Annotated in this window: 20 protein-coding genes and 1 pseudogene; 11 read left to right on the top strand and 10 right to left on the bottom strand. The window is 62.6% G+C overall.

Going from position 1 to position 23,193, the window contains the following annotated elements:
• Nucleotides 1–181: 181 nt before the first annotated feature.
• A pseudogene (locus tag ACI2KG_RS03120) lies at nucleotides 182–518 on the bottom strand (transposase); the annotation flags it as partial.
• A 230-nt stretch (nucleotides 519–748) separates the two neighbouring features.
• Here ACI2KG_RS03120 and ACI2KG_RS03115 point away from each other — a divergent pair.
• Nucleotides 749–1,294 (top strand): PadR family transcriptional regulator, encoded by a 546-nt coding sequence (locus ACI2KG_RS03115; protein WP_404660741.1) that lies wholly within the window; start codon nucleotides 749–751, stop codon nucleotides 1,292–1,294.
• Entirely contained in the window at nucleotides 1,287–2,048 is a 762-nt protein-coding gene (locus tag ACI2KG_RS03110; RefSeq protein ID WP_404660740.1) for a siderophore-interacting protein, read from the top strand. The genes ACI2KG_RS03115 and ACI2KG_RS03110 overlap by 8 nt, the downstream gene beginning before the upstream one ends.
• A gap of 120 nt (nucleotides 2,049–2,168) precedes the next feature.
• On the opposite strand, the gene ACI2KG_RS03105 is transcribed toward ACI2KG_RS03110, so the two are convergent.
• Entirely contained in the window at nucleotides 2,169–2,804 is a 636-nt protein-coding gene (locus tag ACI2KG_RS03105) for a Pr6Pr family membrane protein (protein ID WP_404660739.1), read from the bottom strand.
• Between the two features lies 1 nt (nucleotide 2,805).
• Complete coding sequence (locus ACI2KG_RS03100) at nucleotides 2,806–3,027, bottom strand: VF530 family DNA-binding protein (RefSeq protein ID WP_003252112.1); 222 nt, start codon at nucleotides 3,025–3,027, stop codon at nucleotides 2,806–2,808.
• Nucleotides 3,028–3,191: 164 nt separating this feature from the next.
• Here ACI2KG_RS03100 and ACI2KG_RS03095 point away from each other — a divergent pair, with 164 nt between their 5' ends.
• The 7 genes from ACI2KG_RS03095 to cmoB all read left to right on the top strand — a co-directional run bounded on the left by ACI2KG_RS03095 (nucleotide 3,192) and on the right by cmoB (nucleotide 14,271).
• Complete coding sequence (locus ACI2KG_RS03095; protein WP_404660738.1) at nucleotides 3,192–5,243, top strand: TonB-dependent receptor; 2,052 nt, start codon at nucleotides 3,192–3,194, stop codon at nucleotides 5,241–5,243.
• Between the two features lie 320 nt (nucleotides 5,244–5,563).
• Nucleotides 5,564–6,898, top strand: coding sequence for a carbohydrate porin (locus ACI2KG_RS03090; RefSeq protein WP_404660737.1), 1,335 nt, complete (start codon nucleotides 5,564–5,566; stop codon nucleotides 6,896–6,898).
• A gap of 30 nt (nucleotides 6,899–6,928) precedes the next feature.
• Complete coding sequence (locus ACI2KG_RS03085; RefSeq protein ID WP_404660736.1) at nucleotides 6,929–9,340, top strand: glucose/quinate/shikimate family membrane-bound PQQ-dependent dehydrogenase; 2,412 nt, start codon at nucleotides 6,929–6,931, stop codon at nucleotides 9,338–9,340.
• A gap of 162 nt (nucleotides 9,341–9,502) precedes the next feature.
• Nucleotides 9,503–11,923 carry an endopeptidase La gene (gene lon, locus ACI2KG_RS03080; RefSeq protein ID WP_404660735.1) on the top strand — a complete coding sequence of 807 codons (2,421 nt, stop codon included), beginning with the start codon at nucleotides 9,503–9,505 and terminating at the stop codon, nucleotides 11,921–11,923.
• Nucleotides 11,924–12,092: 169 nt separating this feature from the next.
• Nucleotides 12,093–12,485, top strand: a complete 393-nt coding sequence (locus ACI2KG_RS03075; RefSeq protein ID WP_404660734.1) for a protease inhibitor I42 family protein — start codon at nucleotides 12,093–12,095, stop codon at nucleotides 12,483–12,485.
• Between the two features lie 89 nt (nucleotides 12,486–12,574).
• Nucleotides 12,575–13,318 (top strand): carboxy-S-adenosyl-L-methionine synthase CmoA, encoded by a 744-nt coding sequence (gene cmoA / locus ACI2KG_RS03070; protein WP_400614806.1) that lies wholly within the window; start codon nucleotides 12,575–12,577, stop codon nucleotides 13,316–13,318.
• Nucleotides 13,315–14,271, top strand: coding sequence for a tRNA 5-methoxyuridine(34)/uridine 5-oxyacetic acid(34) synthase CmoB (gene cmoB / locus ACI2KG_RS03065; RefSeq protein WP_404660733.1), 957 nt, complete (start codon nucleotides 13,315–13,317; stop codon nucleotides 14,269–14,271). Before cmoA ends, cmoB begins: the two co-directional genes overlap by 4 nt.
• A 69-nt stretch (nucleotides 14,272–14,340) precedes the next feature.
• On the opposite strand, the gene ACI2KG_RS03060 is transcribed toward cmoB, so the two are convergent.
• Nucleotides 14,341–14,544, bottom strand: coding sequence for a hypothetical protein (locus tag ACI2KG_RS03060; protein WP_404660732.1), 204 nt, complete (start codon nucleotides 14,542–14,544; stop codon nucleotides 14,341–14,343).
• 348 nt (nucleotides 14,545–14,892) lie between these two features.
• Here ACI2KG_RS03060 and ACI2KG_RS03055 point away from each other — a divergent pair, with 348 nt between their 5' ends.
• Both ACI2KG_RS03055 and ACI2KG_RS03050 read left to right on the top strand, forming a co-directional pair.
• Nucleotides 14,893–15,567, top strand: coding sequence for a heavy metal response regulator transcription factor (locus ACI2KG_RS03055; protein WP_404660731.1), 675 nt, complete (start codon nucleotides 14,893–14,895; stop codon nucleotides 15,565–15,567).
• Nucleotides 15,564–16,946 carry a heavy metal sensor histidine kinase gene (locus ACI2KG_RS03050; protein ID WP_404660730.1) on the top strand — a complete coding sequence of 461 codons (1,383 nt, stop codon included), beginning with the start codon at nucleotides 15,564–15,566 and terminating at the stop codon, nucleotides 16,944–16,946. Before ACI2KG_RS03055 ends, ACI2KG_RS03050 begins: the two co-directional genes overlap by 4 nt.
• Before the next feature lie 125 nt (nucleotides 16,947–17,071).
• Here ACI2KG_RS03050 and pdxJ read toward each other — a convergent pair whose 3' ends face one another.
• The 6 genes from pdxJ to lepA all read right to left on the bottom strand — a co-directional run bounded on the left by pdxJ (nucleotide 17,072) and on the right by lepA (nucleotide 23,113).
• Nucleotides 17,072–17,794 carry a pyridoxine 5'-phosphate synthase gene (gene pdxJ / locus ACI2KG_RS03045; protein WP_404660769.1) on the bottom strand — a complete coding sequence of 241 codons (723 nt, stop codon included), beginning with the start codon at nucleotides 17,792–17,794 and terminating at the stop codon, nucleotides 17,072–17,074.
• A 61-nt stretch (nucleotides 17,795–17,855) separates the two neighbouring features.
• The gene (recO, locus tag ACI2KG_RS03040) at nucleotides 17,856–18,539 is read right to left on the bottom strand and encodes a DNA repair protein RecO (protein WP_400614794.1); all 684 of its coding nucleotides are present in this window, start codon (nucleotides 18,537–18,539) and stop codon (nucleotides 17,856–17,858) included.
• 166 nt (nucleotides 18,540–18,705) lie between these two features.
• Nucleotides 18,706–19,608, bottom strand: coding sequence for a GTPase Era (gene era / locus ACI2KG_RS03035; RefSeq protein WP_346644665.1), 903 nt, complete (start codon nucleotides 19,606–19,608; stop codon nucleotides 18,706–18,708).
• On the bottom strand, nucleotides 19,601–20,290 hold the full coding sequence (gene rnc, locus ACI2KG_RS03030; protein ID WP_400614791.1) for a ribonuclease III: 690 nt from the start codon (nucleotides 20,288–20,290) through the stop codon (nucleotides 19,601–19,603). Before rnc ends, era begins: the two co-directional genes overlap by 8 nt.
• A gap of 163 nt (nucleotides 20,291–20,453) precedes the next feature.
• Nucleotides 20,454–21,308: a signal peptidase I gene (gene lepB, locus ACI2KG_RS03025; RefSeq protein ID WP_110742721.1), complete on the bottom strand. Its 855-nt coding sequence runs from the start codon at nucleotides 21,306–21,308 to the stop codon at nucleotides 20,454–20,456.
• Nucleotides 21,309–21,313: 5 nt separating this feature from the next.
• Nucleotides 21,314–23,113: a translation elongation factor 4 gene (gene lepA / locus ACI2KG_RS03020; protein WP_400614786.1), complete on the bottom strand. Its 1,800-nt coding sequence runs from the start codon at nucleotides 23,111–23,113 to the stop codon at nucleotides 21,314–21,316.
• Nucleotides 23,114–23,193 lie beyond the last annotated feature (80 nt).

The raw sequence follows: 23,193 nt of genomic DNA, 5'->3' as shown, positions 1-23,193 counted from the left end.
GAATCGTCGCGCTGTCAATACTTGAGGCAAACAGTCTATGTATCCGAGCTTGGGTTGTGCTTCATAGTGTGCAGTGGGATGACGGGCAGCTGCGATATCGGTCACAGTGGCGGCGCAATACCTCGGCGTAATTACCTTTGCCGGCAACCATTTACAGCGCTACATGGACGGCAACGTGCCCCCCAGATGAGTCACGACTAGACCGCGCAACTGTCGAGTCAATCATCCAAGTTTGCAAGTCGATCAAACCTTGATCATTGAGTTTGAGGTGCAATCGCCTGAGCATTTGATCGAATGTTCCTTGGTTCCGCCAGCCTCGAAACCGATGGTAGACCGTCGGCCAAGGCCCAAAACGCTCGGGCATATCGCGCCATGCAGCCCCCCGAACAAAGCACCCACAATACGCCATCAAGCATCAGTCGATCACTGGTGCGCGGCCTGCCTCTGACGTGGGTTTCGGTAAACAGGTCAGCGACCGCCTCCCACGCCTCGTCCGAGAGTTCATAACGCTTTCCCATCACAGAATTCCTTTCCGTCGATGGGCGGACACTCTACATGAACTCAGTCCTTTGAGGCGCAGCAATTGGGTTGCGCGGGATTTCACACAGGCCCTAATACGACACAAGGCTACTCCGGAAAGCTACCTATCGATCAGATAGATGATAATCATCTGCATTAAAGGGCTTGTCTTTAGATATATCTTGAGTAATATCTTACGATATATCGCAAACGACGGAGCCCTTTCCTTATGCGCGAACATGCCCCCCATGACCCCTTCGAGCGGCGCCCCGGCCGTGGCGAGCGCGGCCCCCGCGTGTTCGCCCCCGGCGACCTCAAGCTGCTGATGCTGGACCTGCTCGCCGAGCAGCCTGGCCACGGCTACGACCTGATTCGCCAGATCGAGAACCTGTTCGACGGCAGTTACAGCCCCAGCCCCGGGGTGATCTACCCCACGCTGAACTTTCTTGAAGAAGCCGAGCTGATCAGCGGCCAGGTGCAGGGCAGCAAACGCCTGTATGCCATTACCGACGCCGGTCGCAACGCCTTGGCCGAGCAGGCTGTGGCACTGGACGGCGTGCGCATGCGCATCGAAGTCAGCAAGCGCGCCCTGCGCGGTCACGACCGCCCGCCAGAAATTCATGAAGCCGTCGGCAACCTGCGCCACGCACTGCACATGCACAGCGGCCGCTGGACAGCAGAAGAAATCGAGCGGGTCCGCGACCTGCTCAACCATACCGCCAAGGCCATTGCCTCCGGGCCGGCCGAACCTGTCAGGGAGACTCCCCATGAGTGACAGCATTCACCGCGTCAACCACGAGATCCGCCAGCGCCGCCTGCAAGTGCTGCGGGTTACCGACCTGACCCCGCGCATGCGCCGCATCACCTTGGGTGGTGCCGAGCTGCAGGGCTTCACCAGCGTGGGCAGCGACGACCATATCAAGCTGCTGTTCGGCGAAACGCCAGAGCAGCAACAGGCCATCGAGGCGCGCAACCTGGGCAAGGAGGGCGGCGCACGGCCAACCATGCGCGAATACACGCCACGGCGCATTGATCTGGTGGTCAATGAGCTGGACATCGACTTCGTCTTGCACGGCGACGGCCCTGCCTCTACCTGGGCCGCGCAGGCCGCACCCGGGCAAACCCTGAACATCGCCGGGCCACGGGCTTCGCTGGTGGTGCCGGATATTTTTGACAGCTACTTGCTGATTGGTGACGAGACGGCCATCCCGGCGATTGGCCGGCGGCTGGAGGAGTTGCCCGCAGGCCGCCAGGTACTGGCGGTGATCCAGATCGAGGACGAACAGGAACGCCAGCCGCTGCCGAGCAAGGCGCAGGTGGAAGTGATCTGGGTGCGTCGACAGCAGGAAGACTTGTTGGCACTGGTGAAGAACCTGACCTTGCCGCAAGGCCGTTTGTACGGCTGGGTGGCGCTGGAAAAGGCACTCACCCGCCAGGCCAAGGCGATATTGCTGGAGAAAGGTGTGCCGGAAGATGCGCTGAAGGCTGCGGCCTACTGGCGGGCTGACGGGACTGCGGAAGACGAATAATTGTGTATTGCCTGCACGCGCCCTATCGCCGGCAAGCCAGCTCCCACACCGATCGCATTGCCGTCAGGCCCTGTGCAATCTCTGTGGGAGCTGGCTTGCCGGCGATAGGGCCGGAACAGGCTAAGCAAGCCTCTGCATGCCACGCCACCGGTCCAGTCCCAGCAACACCAGCCCGATCCCCCAGAACCCCGCCAGTACCCCCAGGGCATTGAGCATCACCCGCCCATACCCCAGGCTCGCCACATCGATGAACGGGTAGGCATACACGCCAATCTCGCTCCCCCGCCACAGGGCATAGCCAAAGTAAACCGCCGGGTACAGCGCCCACGGCGCCAGGTGCCATAACCGCAGCCGTCCCTTGGGCACTTCACACCACCAGTACAAGGCGTACAGCACCGGCATCACGTCATGCAGCAACTCGTCCGCCAGCCACTGCCAGCCCTGCGGCTGCCACAGGTGCCGCAGCAACACGCTGTACGCCAGCGCTACCAGCACGATACTGGCAGCCACTGCGGAACTCACCGACGGCGACAGGAAAAAACGCCTGGCACGGCCTTCATGACCGAACGCCGCATAACTGAGCACCGTCGCCACCAGGGTATTGGTCAGCACAGTGAAATAGCCGAACACATTGATCAGGCCGCCAATCAGGCTGGCCTGCTCCTGCCAACGCGCCAGCAGCACCAGGTACACCTGCACGGCCAGGCCGAACCAGCCCAGCACTGCCATGCCGGTCAGCCAGGGGCGGCGCGGCATGTCAGGCCTGACGCTGCAGCTTCACGTACAACTGCTCGACCTTTTCCCGCGCCCAGGGTGTTTTACGCAGGAAGGTCAGGCTCGACTTGATGGTCGGGTTGCTCTTGAAGCAGCGCACGTCGATGCGCTCGGCCAGGCCCTGCCATTGGTAGTGCGCCACCAGCTCGGTGAGGATCTGTTCGAGGGTCTTGCCGTGCAGCGCGTTGTGTTGGGCCGTGCTCATGCTGTGCTCCGTAGGAAAGATGCGCACCTTACACGAGTGTAGTGGCGGGTGGGATCAGGCAAGTAGACAGAAAAACTGCTGGCCACGGGCAAAACCTCTGTGCTGAAATAGTTATGTTATGTTGTAACACTATAAAAGCATCTGCCAAGGAGCGCCCCACTCCCATGCTGTACACACCGCTTCGCCTCTCCCCCGTTGCCGTCGCGCTCTGGCTGGCCGCATCACCCAGCCAGGCCGTGGAACTCGAACCCCAGGTCATCACCGCCAACCCATTGGGCAACCGCCAACTGGCCGCGCCCAGCACCGTGCTCGAAGGTGACAACCTGCTGCAACAGCAGCACGGCAGCCTGGGCGAAACCCTGAACAAACAACCCGGTGTCGCCTCGACCTGGTTCGGCCCTGGCGCCAGCCGCCCGGTTATTCGTGGCCTGGACGGCGACCGCATCCGCATCCTGCGCAACGGCGTAGGCGCACTGGATGCCTCGTCGCTGTCCTATGACCACGCCGTACCGCTGGACCCGGTGACCGTCCACCGCGTCGAAATCGTCCGGGGCCCAGCCGCCCTGCTGTATGGCGGCAACGCCATCGGCGGCGTGGTCAATACCTTCGACAACCGCATTCCGGACTCGCCGATCGAGGGCATCCACGGTGCCGGCGAACTGCGTTACGGCGGCGCCGACACCACCCGCAGCAGCGCCGGTAAACTGGAGGCCGGCAACGGCGCGTTCGCCTTGCACCTGGACGCCAACAGCCGCCAGTTCAATGACCTGCGCATCCCTGGCTACGCGCGCAGCGCCAAGGTGCGCGATGCCGACGAACCCGGCAGCAAGCACCGCCTGGAAAACAGCGATGGGCGCCAGGACGGCGGCGCCATCGGTGGTGCCTACCATTGGGACCACGGTTACGCCGGCCTGTCATACAGCCGCTACGACAGCAACTATGGCTCGGTGGCCGAATCCGGCGTGCGCCTGGACATGAAACAGGACCACTACGCCTTCGCCTCCGAACTGCGCGACCTCGACGGCCCGTTCAGTTCGGTCAAGCTCGATGCCGGCTACACCGACTACGAACACAGCGAAATCGAAGAAGGCGAGGTGCACACCACCTTCAAGAACAAAGGCTACGAAGCGCGTATCGAAGCCCGCCATCAGCCGCTCGGGCCTGTGGAAGGGGTTATTGGTGCGCAGGTCAGCCGCAATGAATTCTCTGCCCTGGGCGAGGAAGCCTTCGTTCCGCACACCAATACCGACAGCCTGGCGCTGTTCATGCTTGAGCAGTGGCAAGCCACCGAGCGCCTGAACCTGAGCCTGGGCGCACGCATGGAACACACGCGTGTAGACCCGGACGCCAAGGGCAACGAGAACTTCGTCGACGCCGACAGCGCCAGCAGCTTCAACGCCTTCAGCCTGTCCTCGGGCGCGGTGTACCAGCTCGACCCGACCTGGTCGCTGGCGGCCAACCTCGGCTACACCGAGCGTGCCCCTACCTTCTACGAGCTGTACGCCAACGGCGCGCACGTGGCCACCGGCGCCTTTGAAGTGGGCGATGCCAGCCTGAACAAGGAAAAAGCCATTTCTGCCGACCTGGCCCTGCGTTTCGACAATGGCACGCACAAAGGCAGCGTCGGGGTGTTCTACAGCCACTTCCGCAACTACATCGGCCTGATCGGTACCGGCAACCTGCGCGAAGGCGGGCATGACCACGGGCATGACGAAGATGACCATGACCACGACCATGATCACGACGACGGCTTCCCGGAATACCAGTACCAGGGCGTGCGGGCGCGCTTCTACGGCATCGAGGCCCAGGACCGCTGGCAGTTGGTCGAGAACCGGTATGGCAGCTTTGCACTGGAATTGTCTGGTGACTACACCCGGGCCAAGAACCTCGACAGCGGCGAGCCACTCCCCCGCATCGCCCCACTGCGGTTGCGCAGCGGCCTGGTCTGGGAACTGGACCGCTGGCAGGCGCGAGTGGACGTACAGCACGCGGCATCGCAGCACCGCAAGCCAGCCAACGAAACCAGCACCGATGGCTACACCACGCTGGGCGCCAGCGTTGGCTACCGCTTCGAAGTTGGCCAGAGCCAGTGGCTCGCGTTTGTACGCGGGGAAAACCTGACCGACCAGACCGTGCGCTACGCCAGCTCGATCCTGCGTGATATTGCGCCGGCGCCGGGGCGTAGCGTGGAAGTGGGCCTGCGTACCACCTTCTGAAATCACGGGGGCGCTATGCGCCCCAATCGCCGGCAAGCCAGCTCCCACAGATACTGCTTCTGCCGCAAGTGCAACGCGATCATGTGGGAGCTGGCTTGCCGGCGATTGGGCTGCAAAGCAGCCCCTTGCAAGTCAATTGTTACTTAGTGAGCAACAATCAACTGCGACAATTTGTCTTTTTTTCTTACAACTTCCCCTATATCCTCCCCGCCGCAAGCTGAAACGCTTCACTCAGACCACTTAGTCGCCATATCCATCGAAGGGCCCCTGCCTTCGATGCGCTTGCCGTTTTTTCAATAATCAGAAGATAGCGCTATCTCATGCTCCAACTGCCCAAAACCTGTTACATCGGCCTTGCCCTTAGTGCCTTGACCACCCCCGTCGGCGCCAGCGAAATGTTCGCCAGCGACTCACCCTGGATGCTCGGCGACTGGGGCGGTACCCGCAGCCAGCTGCTGGAACAAGGCTACGACTTCACCCTCGGCTACACCGGCGAGATGGGCAGCAACCTGCACGGCGGCTACGACCACGACCGCACCGCGCGCTACAGCGACCAGTTCACCTTCGGCAGCCACCTGGACCTGCAGAAGATCCTCGGCTGGCAAGACACCGAATTGCAGTTGACCGTCACCGAGCGCCATGGCGACAACATCAGCAACGACCGCATCAACGACCCGCGCGTGGGCGGCTTCACCTCCGCCCAGGAAGTCTGGGGCCGCGGCGAAACCTGGCGGCTGACGCAGCTATGGATCAAGCAGAAGTACTTCGATGGCGCACTGGACGTGAAATTCGGCCGTTTCGGTGAAGGCGAGGACTTCAACAGCTTCCCTTGCGACTTCCAGAACCTGGCCTTCTGCGGCTCGCAGGTCGGTAACTGGGTGGGTGGCATCTGGTACAACTGGCCGGTCAGCCAGTGGGCCCTGCGCGTGCGCTACAACCTCAACCCCGCGCTGTACGCTCAGGTTGGCGTGTTCGAACAGAACCCCTCCAATCTCGAATCGGGTAACGGCTTCAAGCTCAGCGGCAGCGGCACCCAGGGCGCAGTAATGCCGATCGAACTGGTATGGAGCCCACGTATCCAAGGTCTGAAAGGGGAATATCGCGCCGGCTACTACTACAGTAATGCCAAGGCACAAGATGTTCTCAAGGACAGCAACGGTCAGCCCGCAGCCCTCAGCGGCGCCGCTTACCGCAGCAACTCGAGCAAGCACGGCTTGTGGATCGGCGCCCAGCAGCAAGTGACATCGCTGGCATCCGACCAGTCGCGCGGCCTGAGCCTGTTCGCCAACGCCACGGTGCACGACAAGAAGACCAATGCCATCGACAACTATGTACAGGCAGGGCTGGTATACAAAGGGCCCTTCGACGCCCGCGCCAAGGACGACATCGGTTTCGCCCTGGCCCGTGTGCACGTCAACCCTGGTTACCGCAAGAACGCCCGCCTGGCCAACCAGGCCGCCGGCCTCGACGACTACGACAACCCCGGCTTCCTGCCTGTGCAGGACACCGAGTACAGCGCCGAGCTGTACTACGGCATCCATCTGGCCGACTGGCTCACGGTACGCCCCAACCTGCAGTACATCCGCCACCCGGGCGGGGTGTCGCAAGTCGATGGCGCCCTGATCGGCGGCCTGAAGATCCAGAGCAGTTTCTAACCCCTTTTTTGACCTGACGGAGAACCTACGATGAGCACTGAAGGTGCCAACCATGGAAGCCGCTGGCTACCGCGCCTGATCGGCGTGTTGCTGTTACTGATGGGCCTGGCCCTGCTGGCCGGCGGCATCAAGCTGAGCCAGGTGGGCGGATCGCTGTACTACCTGATCGCCGGTATCGGTTTTGCCCTGTCCGGCGCACTGCTGCTGGCCCAACGCCGCATCGCCCTGGGCCTGTACGGCCTGGTGCTGCTGGGCAGTACCGTCTGGGCGCTGCTCGAAGTCGGCCTCGACTGGTGGCAACTGGTGCCGCGCCTGGCCCTGTGGTTCGCCATCGGTGTGGTACTGCTGTTGCCATGGGCACGTCGCCCGCTGACCGGCCCGGCCAGTAAGGCCAACACGGCCCTGCTCAGCGTGGCCGTGGTCGCTTCTGGCGCCTGCGCCCTGGGCAGCCAGTTCACCCACCCCGGTGAAGTGTTCGGCGAACTGGGCCGCGATAGCAGCGAAATGGCCAGCGCTGCCCCGGCCATGCCGGATGGCGAATGGCAGGCCTACGGCCGCACCGAGCATGGCGACCGCTACTCGCCACTGCGCCAGATCACCCCGCAGAACGCCTACCGCCTGGAAGAAGCCTGGCGCATCCGCACCGGTGACCTGCCGACCGAAAACGACCCGGTGGAGCTGACCAACCAGAACACCCCGCTGAAGGTCAACGGCATGCTTTACGCCTGCACCGCGCACAGCCGCCTGCTGGCCCTGGACCCGGACACCGGCGCGGAAATCTGGCGCTACGACCCGCAGGTCAAGAGCCCGACCGGTACCTTCAAAGGCTTTGCCCACATGACCTGCCGCGGCGTTTCGTACTATGACGAAAACCGCTATGTCAGCCGCGACGGCAGCCCGGCGCCGAAAATTACCGACGCAGGCCAAGCCGTAGCCCAGGCCTGCCCGCGCCGCCTCTACCTGCCTACCGCTGACGCTCGTCTGATCGCCATCAACGCCGACAACGGCAAGGTGTGCGAAGGCTTCGCCAACCAGGGCGTGATCGACCTCACCACCGGCATTGGCCCGTTCACCGCCGGTGGCTACTACTCCACTTCGCCTGCCGCGGTCACCCGTGACCTGGTGATCATCGGTGGCCACGTCACCGACAACGAGTCGACCAACGAGCCGTCCGGCGTGATCCGCGCCTACGATGTGCACGACGGCCACCTGGTGTGGAACTGGGACAGCAACAACCCGGATGACACCAAGCCGCTGGCAGCCGGCAAGATGTACAGCCGCAACTCGGCCAATATGTGGTCGATCGCCAGCGTCGACGAAGACCTTGGCATGATCTACCTGCCATTGGGCAACCAGACCCCGGACCAGTGGGGCGCCAACCGTACCCCGGGTGCCGAGAAGTACAGCGCCGGCGTGGTCGCCCTGGACCTGGCCACCGGCAAAGCCCGCTGGAACTACCAGTTCACCCACCACGACCTGTGGGACATGGACGTCGGCAGCCAGCCGACCCTGGTGCACCTGAAGACTGACGATGGCGTGAAGCCGGCGATCATCGTGCCGACCAAGCAAGGCAGCCTGTATGTGCTTGACCGCCGCGACGGCACGCCGATCGTGCCAATCCGCGAAATTCCCACCCCGCAAGGTGCGGTGAAAGGCGACCACACTTCACCGACCCAGGCTCGCTCCGACCTCAACCTGCTTGGCCCAGAGCTGACCGAACAGGCCATGTGGGGCGCCACGCCGTTCGACCAGATGCTGTGCCGCATTCAGTTCCGCGAGCTGCGCTACGAAGGCCAGTACACCCCGCCGTCCGAGCAGGGTTCGCTGGTCTACCCGGGCAACGTCGGCGTATTCAACTGGGGCAGCGTGTCGGTCGACCCGGTGCGCCAGCTGCTGTTTACCTCGCCCAACTACATGGCTTTCGTGTCGAAGATGGTCCCGCGTGAGCAGGTTGCCGAAGGCAGCAAGCGCGAAAGCGAGACCAGCGGTGTGCAGCCGAACACCGGGGCACCGTATGCAGTGACCATGCACCCCTTCATGTCGCCGCTGGGTGTACCGTGCCAGGCCCCGGCCTGGGGCTATGTCGCCGCCATCGACCTGTTCACCAACAAGGTGGTGTGGAAGCACAAGAACGGCACCACCCGCGACAGTACCCCGGTGCCGATCGGCCTGCCGGTGGGTGTGCCAAGCATGGGAGGCTCGATCGTAACCGCAGGTGGCGTCGGTTTCCTTAGCGGCACCCTCGACCAGTACCTGCGCGCCTATGACGTGAGCAATGGCAAGGAACTGTGGAAAGCCCGCCTGCCAGCGGGTGGCCAGGCCACGCCGATGAGCTACACCGGCAAGGATGGCAAGCAGTACGTGCTGGTGACAGCCGGCGGGCATGGCTCGCTGGGTACCAGAATGGGCGATTACATCATCGCTTACAAACTCGCTGAGTAAGCTGCAAGCCACAAGCTACAAGCTGCAAGTAAAAGCGGGGCCAATGCGGTCCCGCTTTTTTCTTGCAGCTTGCAGCTTGCAGCTTGAAGCTTGAAGCTTGAAGCTTGAAACCCATCCCCCTCCGCCCCATCTAAGCACCATAGTCATTCACGCAGGTGCCCCATGAGCGACCAGCAGGATTTCCCGGAACACCCCGACGAACACAGCGAAGTCGAACACACCACCACTCAGGCCGAACCCGGCCACGCCCTCGCCCTGCCCGGCCAGCAGCTGCCGGACAAGGTCTACGTGATCCCGATCCACAACCGCCCGTTCTTCCCGGCGCAGGTACTGCCGGTCCTCGTCAACGAGGAGCCTTGGGCCGAAACCCTCGACCTGGTGGCCAAGTCACCGGATCACTGCCTGGCACTGTTCTTCATGGACACCCCGGCAGAAGACCACCGCCACTTCGATACCGCAGCGCTGCCGCAGTACGGCACGCTGGTCAAGGTGCACCATGCCAGCCGTGAAAACGGCAAGCTGCAGTTCGTCGCCCAGGGCCTGACCCGGGTCCGCATCCGCACCTGGCTCAAGCACCACCGCCCGCCTTATCTGGTCGAAGTCGAGTACCCGCGCCAGCCCGCGGAGCCGACTGACGAGGTCAAGGCCTACGGCATGGCCCTGATCAACGCGATCAAGGAACTGCTGCCGCTCAACCCGCTGTACAGCGAAGAACTGAAGAATTACCTCAACCGCTTCAGCCCCAACGACCCGTCACCGCTCACTGACTTCGCCGCCGCACTGACCTCGGCCACTGGCAACCAGTTGCAGGAAGTGCTGGACTGCGTGCCCATGCTCAAGCGCATGGAAAAGGTCCTGCCGATGCTGCGCAAAGAGGTAGAAGTCGCGCGCCTGCAGAACGAGATCTCGGCCGAGGTCAACCGGCAGATCGGCGAACACCAGCGCGAGTTTTTCCTCAAGGAGCAGCTCAAGGTCATCCAGCAGGAGCTGGGCCTGACCAAGGACGACCGCAGTGCCGACCTTGAACAGTTCGAACAGCGCCTCGAAGGCAAGACCCTGCCGCCCCAGGCGCAAAAGCGCATCGATGAAGAGATGGGCAAGCTGGCCATCCTTGAAACCGGCTCGCCGGAATATGCCGTCACCCGCAACTATCTGGACTGGGCCACCGCCCTGCCTTGGGGCATCTACGGCAAGGACAAGCTCGACCTCAAGCATGCGCGCAAAGTGCTTGACCAGCACCACGCGGGCCTCGACGACATCAAGGAACGCATCCTCGAATTCCTCGCCGTAGGCGCCTGGAAGGGCGAAATCAGCGGCTCGATCGTGCTGCTGGTAGGCCCGCCCGGGGTTGGCAAGACCAGCATCGGCAAGTCGATCGCCGAGTCGCTCGGCCGTCCGTTCTACCGTTTCAGTGTCGGCGGCATGCGCGACGAAGCCGAAATCAAGGGCCACCGCCGCACCTACATCGGCGCCCAGCCCGGCAAGCTGGTGCAGGCCCTGAAAGACGTCGAAGTGATGAACCCGGTGATCATGCTCGACGAAATTGACAAAATGGGCCAGAGCTACCAGGGCGACCCGGCCTCGGCGCTGCTGGAAACCCTCGACCCGGAACAGAACGTCGACTTCCTCGACCACTACCTCGACTTGCGCCTGGACCTGTCCAAGGTGCTATTCGTATGTACCGCCAACACCCTGGACTCGATCCCCGGGCCGTTGCTTGACCGCATGGAAGTGATTCGCCTGTCTGGCTACATCACCGAAGAAAAACTGGCCATCGCCAAGCGCCACCTGTGGCCCAAGCAGCTGGAAAAAGCCGGCGTGGCCAAAACCAGCCTCAGCATCAGTGACAGCGCCCTGCGCCTGGTCATCGAGGGCTATGCCCGCGAGGCCGGTGTGCGCCAACTGGAAAAGCAACTGGGCAAACTGGTGCGCAAGGCGGTGGTCAAGCTGCTGGACAACCCCGATGCCAAGCTGAAGATCGGCCCGAAGGACCTGGAAGCCGCGCTCGGCATGCCAGTGTTCCGCAGCGAGCAGGTACTGGCCGGCAAAGGTGTGATCACCGGCCTGGCCTGGACCAGCATGGGCGGCGCCACGCTGCCGATCGAGGCGACTCGCATTCACACCCTCAACCGCGGCTTCAAGCTGACCGGCAAGCTGGGGGACGTGATGAAAGAGTCGGCGGAAATTGCCTACAGCTACGTCAGCTCCAACCTCAAGCAGTTTGGCGGTGACCCGGGCTTCTTCAACGAGGCTTTCATCCACCTGCACGTCCCTGAAGGCGCTACGCCCAAGGACGGCCCGAGTGCCGGTATCACCATGGCCAGCGCCCTGCTGTCACTGGCCCGCGACCAGGCACCGAAAAAAGGCGTGGCCATGACCGGCGAGCTGACCCTCACCGGCCAGGTGCTGCCGATTGGCGGCGTGCGCGAGAAGGTGATTGCGGCGCGGCGGCAGAAGATCTTCGAACTGATCCTGCCGGAGCCTAACCGGGGTGACTTCGAAGAGCTGCCGGATTACCTGCGCGAAGGCTTGACGGTGCATTTCGCCAAGCGCTTTGCCGACGTGGCAAAAGTGCTCTTCTAACCTGCACCGGCCCTTTCGCGGGTGAACCCGCTCCCCCAGGTACCCCATTGGATTTGAAACTAGTGGGTTACCTGTGGGAGCGGGTTTACCCGCGAAAGGGCCGGCACAAGCAACCAAATCTGCGTGATCATCGGTTATCCTCAGGCAATCGCCAGCCTCCGGAGCCAACATGACCACCCCTCGTCTGCTCGTTCCCCTGAGCTTCGCCCTGCTTTCTGCCTGCGCCCAACAACCCACGCAGCCCGTTGAACTGGACGCCGAAAGCGAATGCCCGACGCGCCTGCAGGTGGGCCAGGGCCTGACACTGAGCTTGCCTGGCAACCCGTCCACCGGCTATCGCTGGCGGGTACAGAACCCAGCATCCAATGTGCTGCAAAGCCTCGGCCCCGAGGTTTACAGCGCTCCCGAAGACAGCGATGTGGTCGGCAGCTCGGGCCTCTCGACCTGGCGCTACCAGGCCCGCGCCACTGGCGAAGGCAACCTGGTACTGGTCTACCAACAGCCATGGGCCCTGGAAGTGCCGCCAGTGCAGACCTTCGATTGCGCCATCCGGGTCAACTGAACGTACAGCGCTGGTCAGCCGACCATGCATCCAGGCGGCAGTTTGGCTAGAATGCGCCCCCTGCCCATCAGCCGCCGCCTGGATTCACCGTGAGCAAACAACCCGACCGCCTCTTCGCCCACCCTCTGGAGCAGGTGCCCGACTTCGTCTTCAACGAGGACGTAGTGCGAGTATTCCCGGACATGATCAAGCGTTCGGTGCCGGGCTACCCGACCATCGTCGAAAACCTCGGCGTGCTGGCTGGCCGCTTCGCCCAGGCAAACACCGCGCTGTACGACCTGGGCGCATCGTTGGGTGCAGTCACCCAGTCGCTGCGCCGCCATGTGCGCAGCGACGGCTGCCGGGTGATCGCGGTAGACAACTCCGCGGCCATGGTCGAACGCTGCCGCCAGTACCTCACCGCGCAGGACTCCATGTTCCAGGAGCTGCTGCCGGTGCAAGTACTGGAAGCCGATATCCTCGCCCTGCCCTTCGAGCCCGCCTCGGTGGTGGCAATGAACTTCACGCTCCAGTTCATCGCCCCCGACCAGCGGCTGGAACTGCTCGGCCGTATCCGCCAGGCGCTGCTGCCGGGCGGCGCGCTGATCCTCTCGGAGAAGCTGCGCTTTGCCGATGAGCACGAGCAGGACCTGCTCAATGAACTGCACCTGGACTTCAAGCGGGCCAATGGCTACAGCGAACTGGAAATCGCCCAGAAGCGCAGCGCCATTGAAAACGTGATGCGCCCCGATACCCTCGAAGCCCATCGAGAGCGCCTGCGTGCCGCCGGTTTCTCGAAAGTGGTGCCCTGGTTCCAATGCCTTAACTTCGCCTCGTTGATAGCCCTGCCATGATCGATCTGTCCCCCCTCGTCCGCCGCCTGGCGGGCACGCCCCTGGCTTCTTGGTCGCAAGGCCTGCAAGCGCAACTGGAAGCCAAGCTGGAAAAAGGCCACGGTGACCTCGACCGCTGGCGCGGCGCACTCGACGCCCTGCCCACCTTGCAACCGAGCGAAATCGACCTGGTCAACGGGCTACGCCTGGACTGTGACTGCGACGACGCCACGCGCGCGCAGATGCGCCAGGCGCTGATGGGCCTGGCGCCTTGGCGCAAGGGGCCATTCGACCTGTTTGGTGTGCACGTGGACACCGAATGGCGCTCGGACTGGAAATGGTCACGGGTTGGTCCGCACCTGGACCTCAAGGGCAAGCGCGTGCTCGATGTGGGCTGTGGCAACGGCTATTACCAGTGGCGCATGCTCGGTGCCGGCGCCGACATGGTGGTGGGCGTCGACCCCAACTGGCTGTTCTTCTGCCAGTTCCAGGCCGTTCAGCAGTACCTGCCAGCGCTTCCGGCCTGGCACCTGCCGTTCGCGCTGGAAGAGCTGCCGGCCAACCTGGAAGGCTTCGATACGGTGTTTTCCATGGGCGTGTTCTACCATCGCCGCTCGCCCATCGAGCACCTGCTGGCGCTCAAGGACTGCCTGGTGAAGGGTGGTGAGCTGGTACTTGAAACCCTGGTGATCGAAGGCGACGAAAACCAGGTGCTGGTCCCTGAGGACCGCTACGCGCAAATGCGCAACGTCTGGTTCCTGCCGTCGGTACCCGCGCTGGAGCGCTGGTTGCGCCGTGCCGGCTTCAGCGATGTGCGTTGCGTCGATGTGAGCGTGACCAGCGTCGAAGAGCAGCGCAGTACCGATTGGATGCGCTATCAGTCACTGGGCGACTTCCTCGACCCGAACGACCACAGCAAGACCATCGAAGGCCTGCCCGCCCCACGCCGCGCCACGCTGGTGGCACGCAAATAAAAAAGGCGCCCGTTCGGGCGCCTGAAAACACCTGCGGCGAGGAGCTGTCGCGGCGCAGGTGCGGTTACCTCAATCCTTTGCTAGCTCGCGGGCCTTCTCTTGCGCCTTGCGTTCACGTTCGGCAACGGCCTGTTGCTTGTCGCCGTGCAGGCGCTGCTGGTCTTCGCGGAAGGCTTGCCAGAACTGTCTGGAGCGCTCCGCACCGCCCTCGGCGTAGACGCTGGCGCTGCCCAGGGCAAGGGTGGCCAACAGCAGGTATTGGGTCAGGTTCATCGTGTTTGCCTCGTGATAACCGATCAGACAGGGCCATCCTAGCGAGGGCTAGCTAACGGCAAAGTGAGGCGGGGATTACAGTCCTGCAATGTGGCTTCGTCTCTTCTGTTCTGGCCCTATCGCCGGCAAGCCAGCGCCCACAGGATCACCACAAGTTCTGAAAACTGTGAAAGACCTGTGGGAGCTGGCTTGCCGGCGATATGGCCAGAACAGACACCCACATAACACCAGGATTACAAATCCGTTATCCACGCCGCAGCCCCATTCTCATGCCGTAACATCCTGCCCCTTGACCCTGATGTCACTAAAGGGTCAAGAATCGCCCCCTTTCATTACTCCGAGCACTCCATGCGCCTACTGATCATCGAGGACGAGCTGCGTACCGCCGACTACCTGCAACAAGGCCTGCGCGAAAACGGCTACGTGGTCGACTGCGCCCACACCGGCACCGACGGCTTGCACCTGGCCCGCCAGCAGCCTTACGACCTGGTCATCCTCGACGTGAACCTGCCCGAACTCGATGGCTGGACCGTGCTGCAGCGCCTGCGCGCCGAGTCGGCCACGCGCGTCATGATGCTCACCGCCCATGGCCGCCTGGCCGACCGGGTCAAGGGCCTGGACCTGGGCGCCGATGACTACCTGCTCAAGCCTTTCGAATTCCCTGAACTACTGGCACGCATCCGCAGTCTGCTGCGCCGCAACGACCGGCAACTGCAACCCAGCACCCTGCGCGTCGCCGACCTGGAGCTGGACCCCGGCCGCCACCGAGCCTACCGTAGCGGGCAGCGTATCGACCTGACGGCCAAGGAGTTCGCCCTGCTGCACCTGTTGATGCGCCAGACCGGCGAAGTGCTGTCGCGCACGCAGATCATCTCGCTGGTATGGGACATGAACTTCGACTGCGACACCAATGTGGTCGAGGTCTCGATCCGGCGCCTGCGGGCGAAGATCGACGACCCCTTCGACAGCAAGCTGATCCATACCCTACGTGGCGTCGGCTATGTGCTGGAGGCCCGTTTTTGAAAAAGGCCAGCCTGTCGCTACGCCTGGGCCTGAGCGTAACGCTGATGGGCGCCGCACTGGTGCTGCTGCTGGCCTGCCTGGCGGTATTCGCCCTTGATCACGAACTGGACAGCCGCGCCCGCAAAGACCTGGCGCGCAAGATGCTGCAGGTCGAGCACAACCTGCGCGTCGACCTGCGCAGCGAGGACCTGGGCAGCCGCGCCCATCCGCTGCTCGATCTGGTGATGGGGCACGACAACCTCAGCCTTAACGTGCTGGCGCTGGACAGCCGCCACCCGCACCTGCTCAGCCTGGGGCCTGGCTTGGAGTCACGGGTGGCTGAACTGCCCACCGCTGCCCGCCTGGCCTTTTACCCTTGGCGCGACAGCAGCGGCAACCAGATCCTTACCGTGACCCGGCTGATGCACCTGCGCGACAACACCCCGGTCAAGGTGATGATGTCGCTGAACCGTGCCGACGATAACGCCCTGCTCCAGGCCTACCTACACTCCACCTTGCTGGCGTTGCCGTTGCTGCTGGTGTTGATTGGTGCGGCCGCCTGGTGGCTGATGCAGCGTGGCTTGAAACCGCTGCGGCGCTTTCGGCGGATCGCCGGGCAGGTTTCGACCCAGGACCTGCAACATCGCCTGCCCACCAACGACCTGCCGCTGGAGCTGGCGGAACTGGCACGCAGCATCAACGTGATGCTCGACCGCCTCGACCAGGGTGTCAGCCAGCTGTCGCAATTTTCCGATGACCTGGCCCATGAGCTGCGTACGCCGCTGAGCAACCTGATGGGCAAGGCCCAGGTGACACTGGCGCGTGAGCGGGACAACGCCAATTACCGAGAGGTGCTGGAAGACAGCATCGAGGAGCTGACCCGGCTCAACCGCATCATCAACGACATGCTGTTTCTTGCCCAGGTTAGCCAGCCACAGACTCTGGTGGCGCTGAAACCCTTGGCACTGGGTGACGAGGCGGTGCGGGTGGTCGAGTTGTTTGCCTTCAGTGCCGAGATGAAAGAGGTTGAATTGGTTGTCGAGGGCTGGGGGACGGCAATGGGAGACCGCCTGATGTTCCAGCGGGCATTGTCGAACCTGTTGAGCAATGCCATTCGGCATAGTCCTGACGGCAAGCCTGTGCTGCTGCGCATAGAGCGCCAAGGCAGTGAAGTTCGGCTATCAGTGGAAAACCAGGGGCCAGGCATTGCGGCAGAACAACAACCGCGCTTGTTCGAGCGGTTTTACCGGGTCGGCTCGGGGCGCTCGCGGCTGGAAGGTGGGACCGGATTGGGGCTGGCGATCGTCAAGTCGATCATGCAGTTGCATGGGGGGCGGGTTGAAGTGAGCAGCAGCCCTTTGGGGCCGACCTGCTTCAGCCTGGTGTTTCCTGCCGAATAATCGGCTGCCTGTGCCGGCCTCTTCGCGGGTGAACCCGCTCCTACACAGATCGTGGTGCTTGTGTAGGAGCGGGTTTATCGAGGCGTCGAACCGCCGCGAACAGGCCAGTACAGGCAACCGGCAAATCAGCGCGAAGCCGCCACGATCAGCGCCTTCATCTCGGCCACAGCCGCCTTGAAACCAACGAACAAGGCATGCGCCACCAGCGCGTGGCCAATGTTCAGCTCGTTGATCCCTTTGATCGCCGCCACCGCCTCGACGTTGTGGTAATGCAGGCCATGGCCGGCATTGACGATCAGCCCCTGGCCTACGCCAAACGCCACGCCATCGACAATGCGCTGCAGCTCTTCAGCCATTTCGGTCGGGGTTTGGGCGTCGGCATAACGGCCAGTATGCAGCTCGATCGCCGGCGCGCCAACACGGCGCGAAGCCTCGATCTGCCGCTCGTCGGCATCGATGAACAGCGACACTTCGGCACCGGTACGTGCCAGGCGCTCGACCGCCGCCTTGATCCGGGCCTCTTGGCCCGCCACGTCCAGGCCACCCTCGGTGGTCAGCTCCTGACGGGTTTCCGGTACCAGGCAGATATGCGCCGGGCGAATCTTTTCGGCAAAGGCCATCATCTCTTCGGTGATGCCCATTTCGAAATTCATGCGCGTCTGCAGCACATCCTTGAGCACCACCACATCACGTTCCTGGATGTGCCGACGGTCTTCGCGCAGGTGCACGGTGATGCCATCGGCGCCTGCTTCCTCGGCATCCAGGGCCGCCTTGACCGGGTCAGGGTAACGCGTGCCGCGGGCCTGGCGCAGGGTCGCCACGTGGTCGATGTTGACGCCAAGAAGCATGCGGTTGCTGTGAGTCACGAAAGGCTCTCCTGAAGATTGAGCCCCACAGCATACGTCGTGATCAGCGCTTGCGAAACAGTTCCCGGCTGACCAGCGGTTTTGCCCCCAGATGAACCGCCAGTGCCTGGCGCATCAGGCGCTTGGCAGCCAGCAAGGCGCCGGGCGCGTCCCAGTCGGCGTCAGCCAGGGCCAGCAGTTCGGTGCCGCGGAACAGGCCGGGTTGTGCCAGTTCGACCCGTTCCAGGCCGGCATCCACGCGCAAGCGGTACAGGCCGTCGGTGGCGATGGGCTGGTCGTTGACGTCCTGGCTCAGGGAAAACGCATAACCGAGCTCATCCAGCAGCCGCCATTCGAACGAGCGCAGCAAAGGCTCCAGCGGTCGTCCTTCGGCCAGGGCTTGCAGGGTCAGGGAGTAGTGCTCGAACAGCGCCGGGAATGGCGCTTCGGCAGGCAGCAGGCGCATCAGCAGTTCATTGAGGTACAGCCCGCTGAACAGTGCATCGCCATGCAGCCAGGCGGCGATGCCAGCGCTGTCCATGCGCCCGACATTTTTCAGCTCGCCGCGCCCGCGCAGCTCTACCTCAAGCGGCACGAACGGCCGCACCAGGCTGCCACCCTTGCCGCGTGCACGGCGCAATACCGCGCGCATACGGCCCTGCGGGGTGAAAAAGTCCACCAGCGCGCTGGTTTCCTTGTAGGCACGGCTGTGCAGCACATAGGCTGGCTGGCCGACAGGTTGTTCCATAAAGATCACTCGCCCCAAGGTTGCACTGGCCCTTGTAGGAGCGGCCTTGTGTCGCGATAGGGGCGCGAAGCGGCCCCAGGTTCTCAGCTTCGCAGCATGAATCGCTGGGGCTGCTGCGCAGCCCATTCGCGACGCAAGGCCGCTCCTACAGGGGCGAGAGCGCGGCTTAGAGGTCGCCGTAGCCCAGCGAACGCAGGGCGCGCTCGTCGTCGGACCAGCCGCCTTTTACCTTGACCCACAGGTTGAGCATGACCTTGGAGTCGAACAGCACTTCCATGTCCTTGCGTGCCTCGGAGCCAATGCGCTTGATGCGCTCGCCCTTGTCACCAATGATGATCTTCTTCTGGCCGTCACGTTCAACCAGGATCAACGCGTGGATGTGCAGCACATGGCCCTGCTGCTTGAACTCTTCGATTTCCACGGTGATCTGGTACGGCAGCTCTGCACCCAACTGGCGCATGATCTTCTCGCGCACCAGTTCCGCAGCCAGGAAGCGGCTGCTGCGGTCGGTGATCTGGTCTTCCGGGAAGAAGTGATCGTTTTCCGGCAGGTGCTTGGCGATCTGTGCTTCCAGCGCTTCGAGGTTATGCCCCTGCTGCGCGGAAATCGGCATCACCTCGGCATTCGGCAGTTGCTCCTGCAGCCACTGCAGGTGCGGGATCAACTCGGCCTTCTCTTCCATGCGGTCGGTCTTGTTGACCGCGATGATCAGCGGGCCGGTCACGTACTGCACACGCTCCAGTACCAGTTGGTCCTCGTCGGTCCACTTGGTACGGTCGACCACGAAGATCACCACGTCGACGTCCTTCAGGGCCGCCGAAGCGTTGCGGTTCATGTAGCGGTTCAAGGCCTTGTCGTTGGCCTTGTGCATACCGGGGGTATCGACGTAGATCGCCTGCACGTCACCCTCGGTCTTGATGCCGAGCATGTTGTGGCGAGTGGTCTGCGGCTTGCGCGAAGTAATCGCCAACTTCTGGCCGAGGATGTGGTTAAGCAGGGTCGACTTGCCGACGTTGGGGCGGCCGACAATGGCTACGTAGCCACAACGGGTCGGGGTGTTATCAGTCATTGCCATTCTCCACGCCCAGGGCGATCAGTGCAGACGCGGCAGCGACTTGCTCGGCAATACGCCGGCTAACGCCCTGGCCACGACTCTTGTTGTTCAGCAGCACCACTTCACATTCGACAAAGAAGGTGCGGCAGTGCGGTTCACCCTGGATATCCACTACTTCGTAACGCGGCAGCTCACAGCTGCGCGACTGCAGGAACTCTTGCAGGCGGGTTTTTGGATCTTTGTTGGTGTCGACCAGGGTCAGGCCTTCGAACTCATTGGCCAGCCAGGCCAGCACGCGCTCTCGGGCCGTTTCCATATCGGCATCCAGATAGATGGCGCCAATCAGTGCCTCCAGCGCGTCGGCCAGGATCGATTCACGACGAAAACCGCCGCTCTTGAGTTCGCCCGACCCCAGGCGCAAGTATTCACCCAGGTCGAAACCACGGGCCAGGCGGGCCAGGGTCTCGCCCTTGACCAGGCGTGCGCGCAGACGCGACAGCTGGCCTTCGCGGGCCTGCGGAAAACGCTCGAACAGCGCTTCGCCGGCGACGAAATTGAGAATGGCGTCACCGAGAAACTCCAGGCGCTCGTTGTTGCGCCCGGCATAGCTGCGATGGGTCAGCGCCAGGAGCATCTGGTCCTGGTTCTTGAAGGTGTAACCGAGCTTTCGCTCCAGGTTGGCAAGGGAAGCACTCATGCGGCCACCCGTTGGTTGTTCAACGCGTTGTTCAAATCAACATCCTGAAAGACTGTTTGGCTGTGGTTCGCCACGCGATGTGCGGCGAATCTCCCGATCCCTGAGAACACAGCCTATGTCAGAAATGCATTCGGCGCTGTCTACTGGACAGCGCCGATGGGTATCAATGGATCAGGCCGACCCGCGACAGGTTGGGCAGGTGGCTGAGTTTCGGCTCTGGCCAGCTCATCCACACTGCGAAGGCCTTGCCGACAATATTCCGGTCCGGAACCATGCCGTGCAGTTCCTTGGGAATGTTCGGGTCATCCCAGAAACGGCTGTCGTTGGAGTTGTCGCGGTTGTCGCCCATCATGAAGTAATGGCCTGCCGGCACGGTCCACTGCTGGTCCGGTGGCATGCGATAGCGGCTCATTTCCTTGCGGATCAGGTGTTCGGCCTCGCCGAGCTTTTCCTTGTACAGCTCGGCGCTGCCCAAGGTACCCGGCTCGCTGCCCACCAGCTGTTCGGCAATCGGCTGGCCGTTGACGAACAGCCGCTTGTCGTTGGTGTAGCGCACCACGTCGCCCGGCAGGCCAACCACACGCTTGATGTAGTTGACGTTCGGGTCGCTCGGGTAGCGGAACACCATCACATCCCCGCGCTGCGGGTCACCCACCTCGATGACCTTTTTGTCGATCACCGGCAGGCGAATGCCGTACGAGAACTTGTTCACCAGAATGAAATCGCCCACTTCCAGGGTCGGCTTCATCGACCCCGAAGGGATCTGGAACGGCTCGACCAAAAACGAGCGCAGCACCAGCACGATGAACAGCACCGGGAAGAACGACTTGCCGTACTCGACCAGCAACGGCTCCTTGTTCAGGCGCTCGACCACGGCCAACTCGGGCTGGCTGACGCTGCCCTGGTAGTTGGCAATTGCCGCACGCCGGCGCGGGGCCAGGAACAGCAGGTCGATCAAGCCCAGCAGACCGCAGACGAATACGGCGATGACCAGCAACAGCGGGAAATTTAGCGACATAGGACCTAGCTATCCAACCTGAGCACGGCGAGGAAGGCTTCTTGTGGAATCTCCACGTTGCCCACCTGTTTCATGCGTTTCTTACCGGCCTTCTGCTTCTCCAGCAGTTTCTTCTTACGGCTAACGTCACCACCGTAGCACTTGGCCAGTACGTTCTTTCTGAGCGCCTTGACGGTTGTCCGCGCAATGATCTGGCCGCCAATGGCTGCCTGAATCGCCACATCGAACATCTGCCGAGGGATCAGTTCCTTCATCTTCTCGGTCAACGCACGGCCTTTGTAGGCCGCGTTATCGCGGTGCACGATCAATGCCAGGGCATCAACCTTGTCGCCGTTGATCAGCACGTCCAGCTTGACCAGGTTGGCCGACTGGTAGCGATCGAAATGATAGTCCAGCGAAGCATAGCCGCGGCTGGTGGACTTGAGGCGGTCGAAGAAGTCCAGCACCACTTCGTTCATTGGCATGTCATAGCGCACCTGCACCTGGCTGCCGAGGAACTGCATGTCACGCTGCACGCCGCGCTTTTCTATGCACAGGGTGATGACGTTGCCCAGATGCTCCTGCGGCACGAGGATGGTGGCGGTGACGATCGGCTCGCGGAAGTCGGTGACCGAAGACACGTCCGGCAGCTTCGACGGGTTGTCAACGATGATGGTTTCGCCAGTCTTGAGCTCAAGCTCATAGATTACGCTTGGCGCTGTGGTGATCAGGTCGAGGTCGTACTCGCGCTCCAGGCGCTCCTGGATGATCTCCATGTGCAGCATGCCGAGGAAGCCACAGCGGAAGCCGAAGCCCAGGGCATCGGAGCTTTCCGGCATGTACTGCAGCGACGAATCGTTCAGCGTCAGCTTTTGCAGCGCGTCGCGGAAGTCTTCGAAGTCATCGGAACTGACCGGGAACAGGCCGGCGTAGACCTGCGGCTGGATTTTCTTGAAGCCTGCCAGTACTTCCACTTCCGGGGTGGAGGACAAGGTCAGGGTGTCACCAACCGGTGCACCATGGATGTCCTTGATGCTGGCAATGATGAAGCCTACTTCACCGGCTTTCAGATCAGCGGTCTGGGTGTGTTTCGGGGTGAACACACCGACGCTGTCGACCAGGTGCACCTTGCCGGTGGACTTGACCAGAATCTTGTCGCCTTTCTTGACGCGGCCCTGGCGCACACGCACCAGCGAGACCACGCCCAGGTAATTATCGAACCAGGAGTCGATGATCAGCGCTTGCAGCGGTGCATCGATTTCGCCTTCAGGCGGCGGGATGGAGTGCACCAGGCGCTCGAGCACCTCGTCCACGCCCATGCCGCTCTTGGCGCTGCAGGCCACGGCGTCGGTGGCGTCGATACCGATGATTTTCTCGATCTCGTCCTTGACGCGGTCCGGGTCAGCCTGGGGCAGGTCCATCTTGTTCAGGACCGGCATTACCTCCAGGCCCTGCTCGATGGCGGTGTAGCAGTTGGCTACGGACTGGGCTTCGACGCCCTGGCCGGCGTCGACCACCAGCAGTGCGCCTTCACAGGCTGCCAGCGAACGCGAGACTTCGTAGGTGAAGTCGACGTGGCCGGGGGTGTCGATGAAGTTCAGCTGGTAGGTCTTGCCGTCCTGCGCCTTGTAGTGCAGCGTGACGCTGTGGGCCTTGATAGTGATACCGCGCTCACGCTCCAGGTCCATGGAGTCGAGGACCTGAGCTTCCATTTCGCGCGCCGACAGGCCACCGCACATCTGGATGAAACGGTCGGCCAGCGTCGACTTGCCATGGTCGATGTGGGCGATGATGGAGAAATTGCGGATATGACTCAAATCACTCACAGATCAACACTCGAAAAGGCTGCGAGCCGGACGCCCGCCGAAAAATAGCCGGGAATTGTACCTTAAGCTGCTGGGTTATG

It is taken from the genome of Pseudomonas sp. NPDC089407, from assembly GCF_044900445.1.
In the GTDB taxonomy this organism is placed as follows: domain Bacteria; phylum Pseudomonadota; class Gammaproteobacteria; order Pseudomonadales; family Pseudomonadaceae; genus Aquipseudomonas.
The sequence above is the reverse complement of the archived record's forward strand: the minus strand, read 5'-3'. Positions and strand labels throughout refer to the sequence as shown.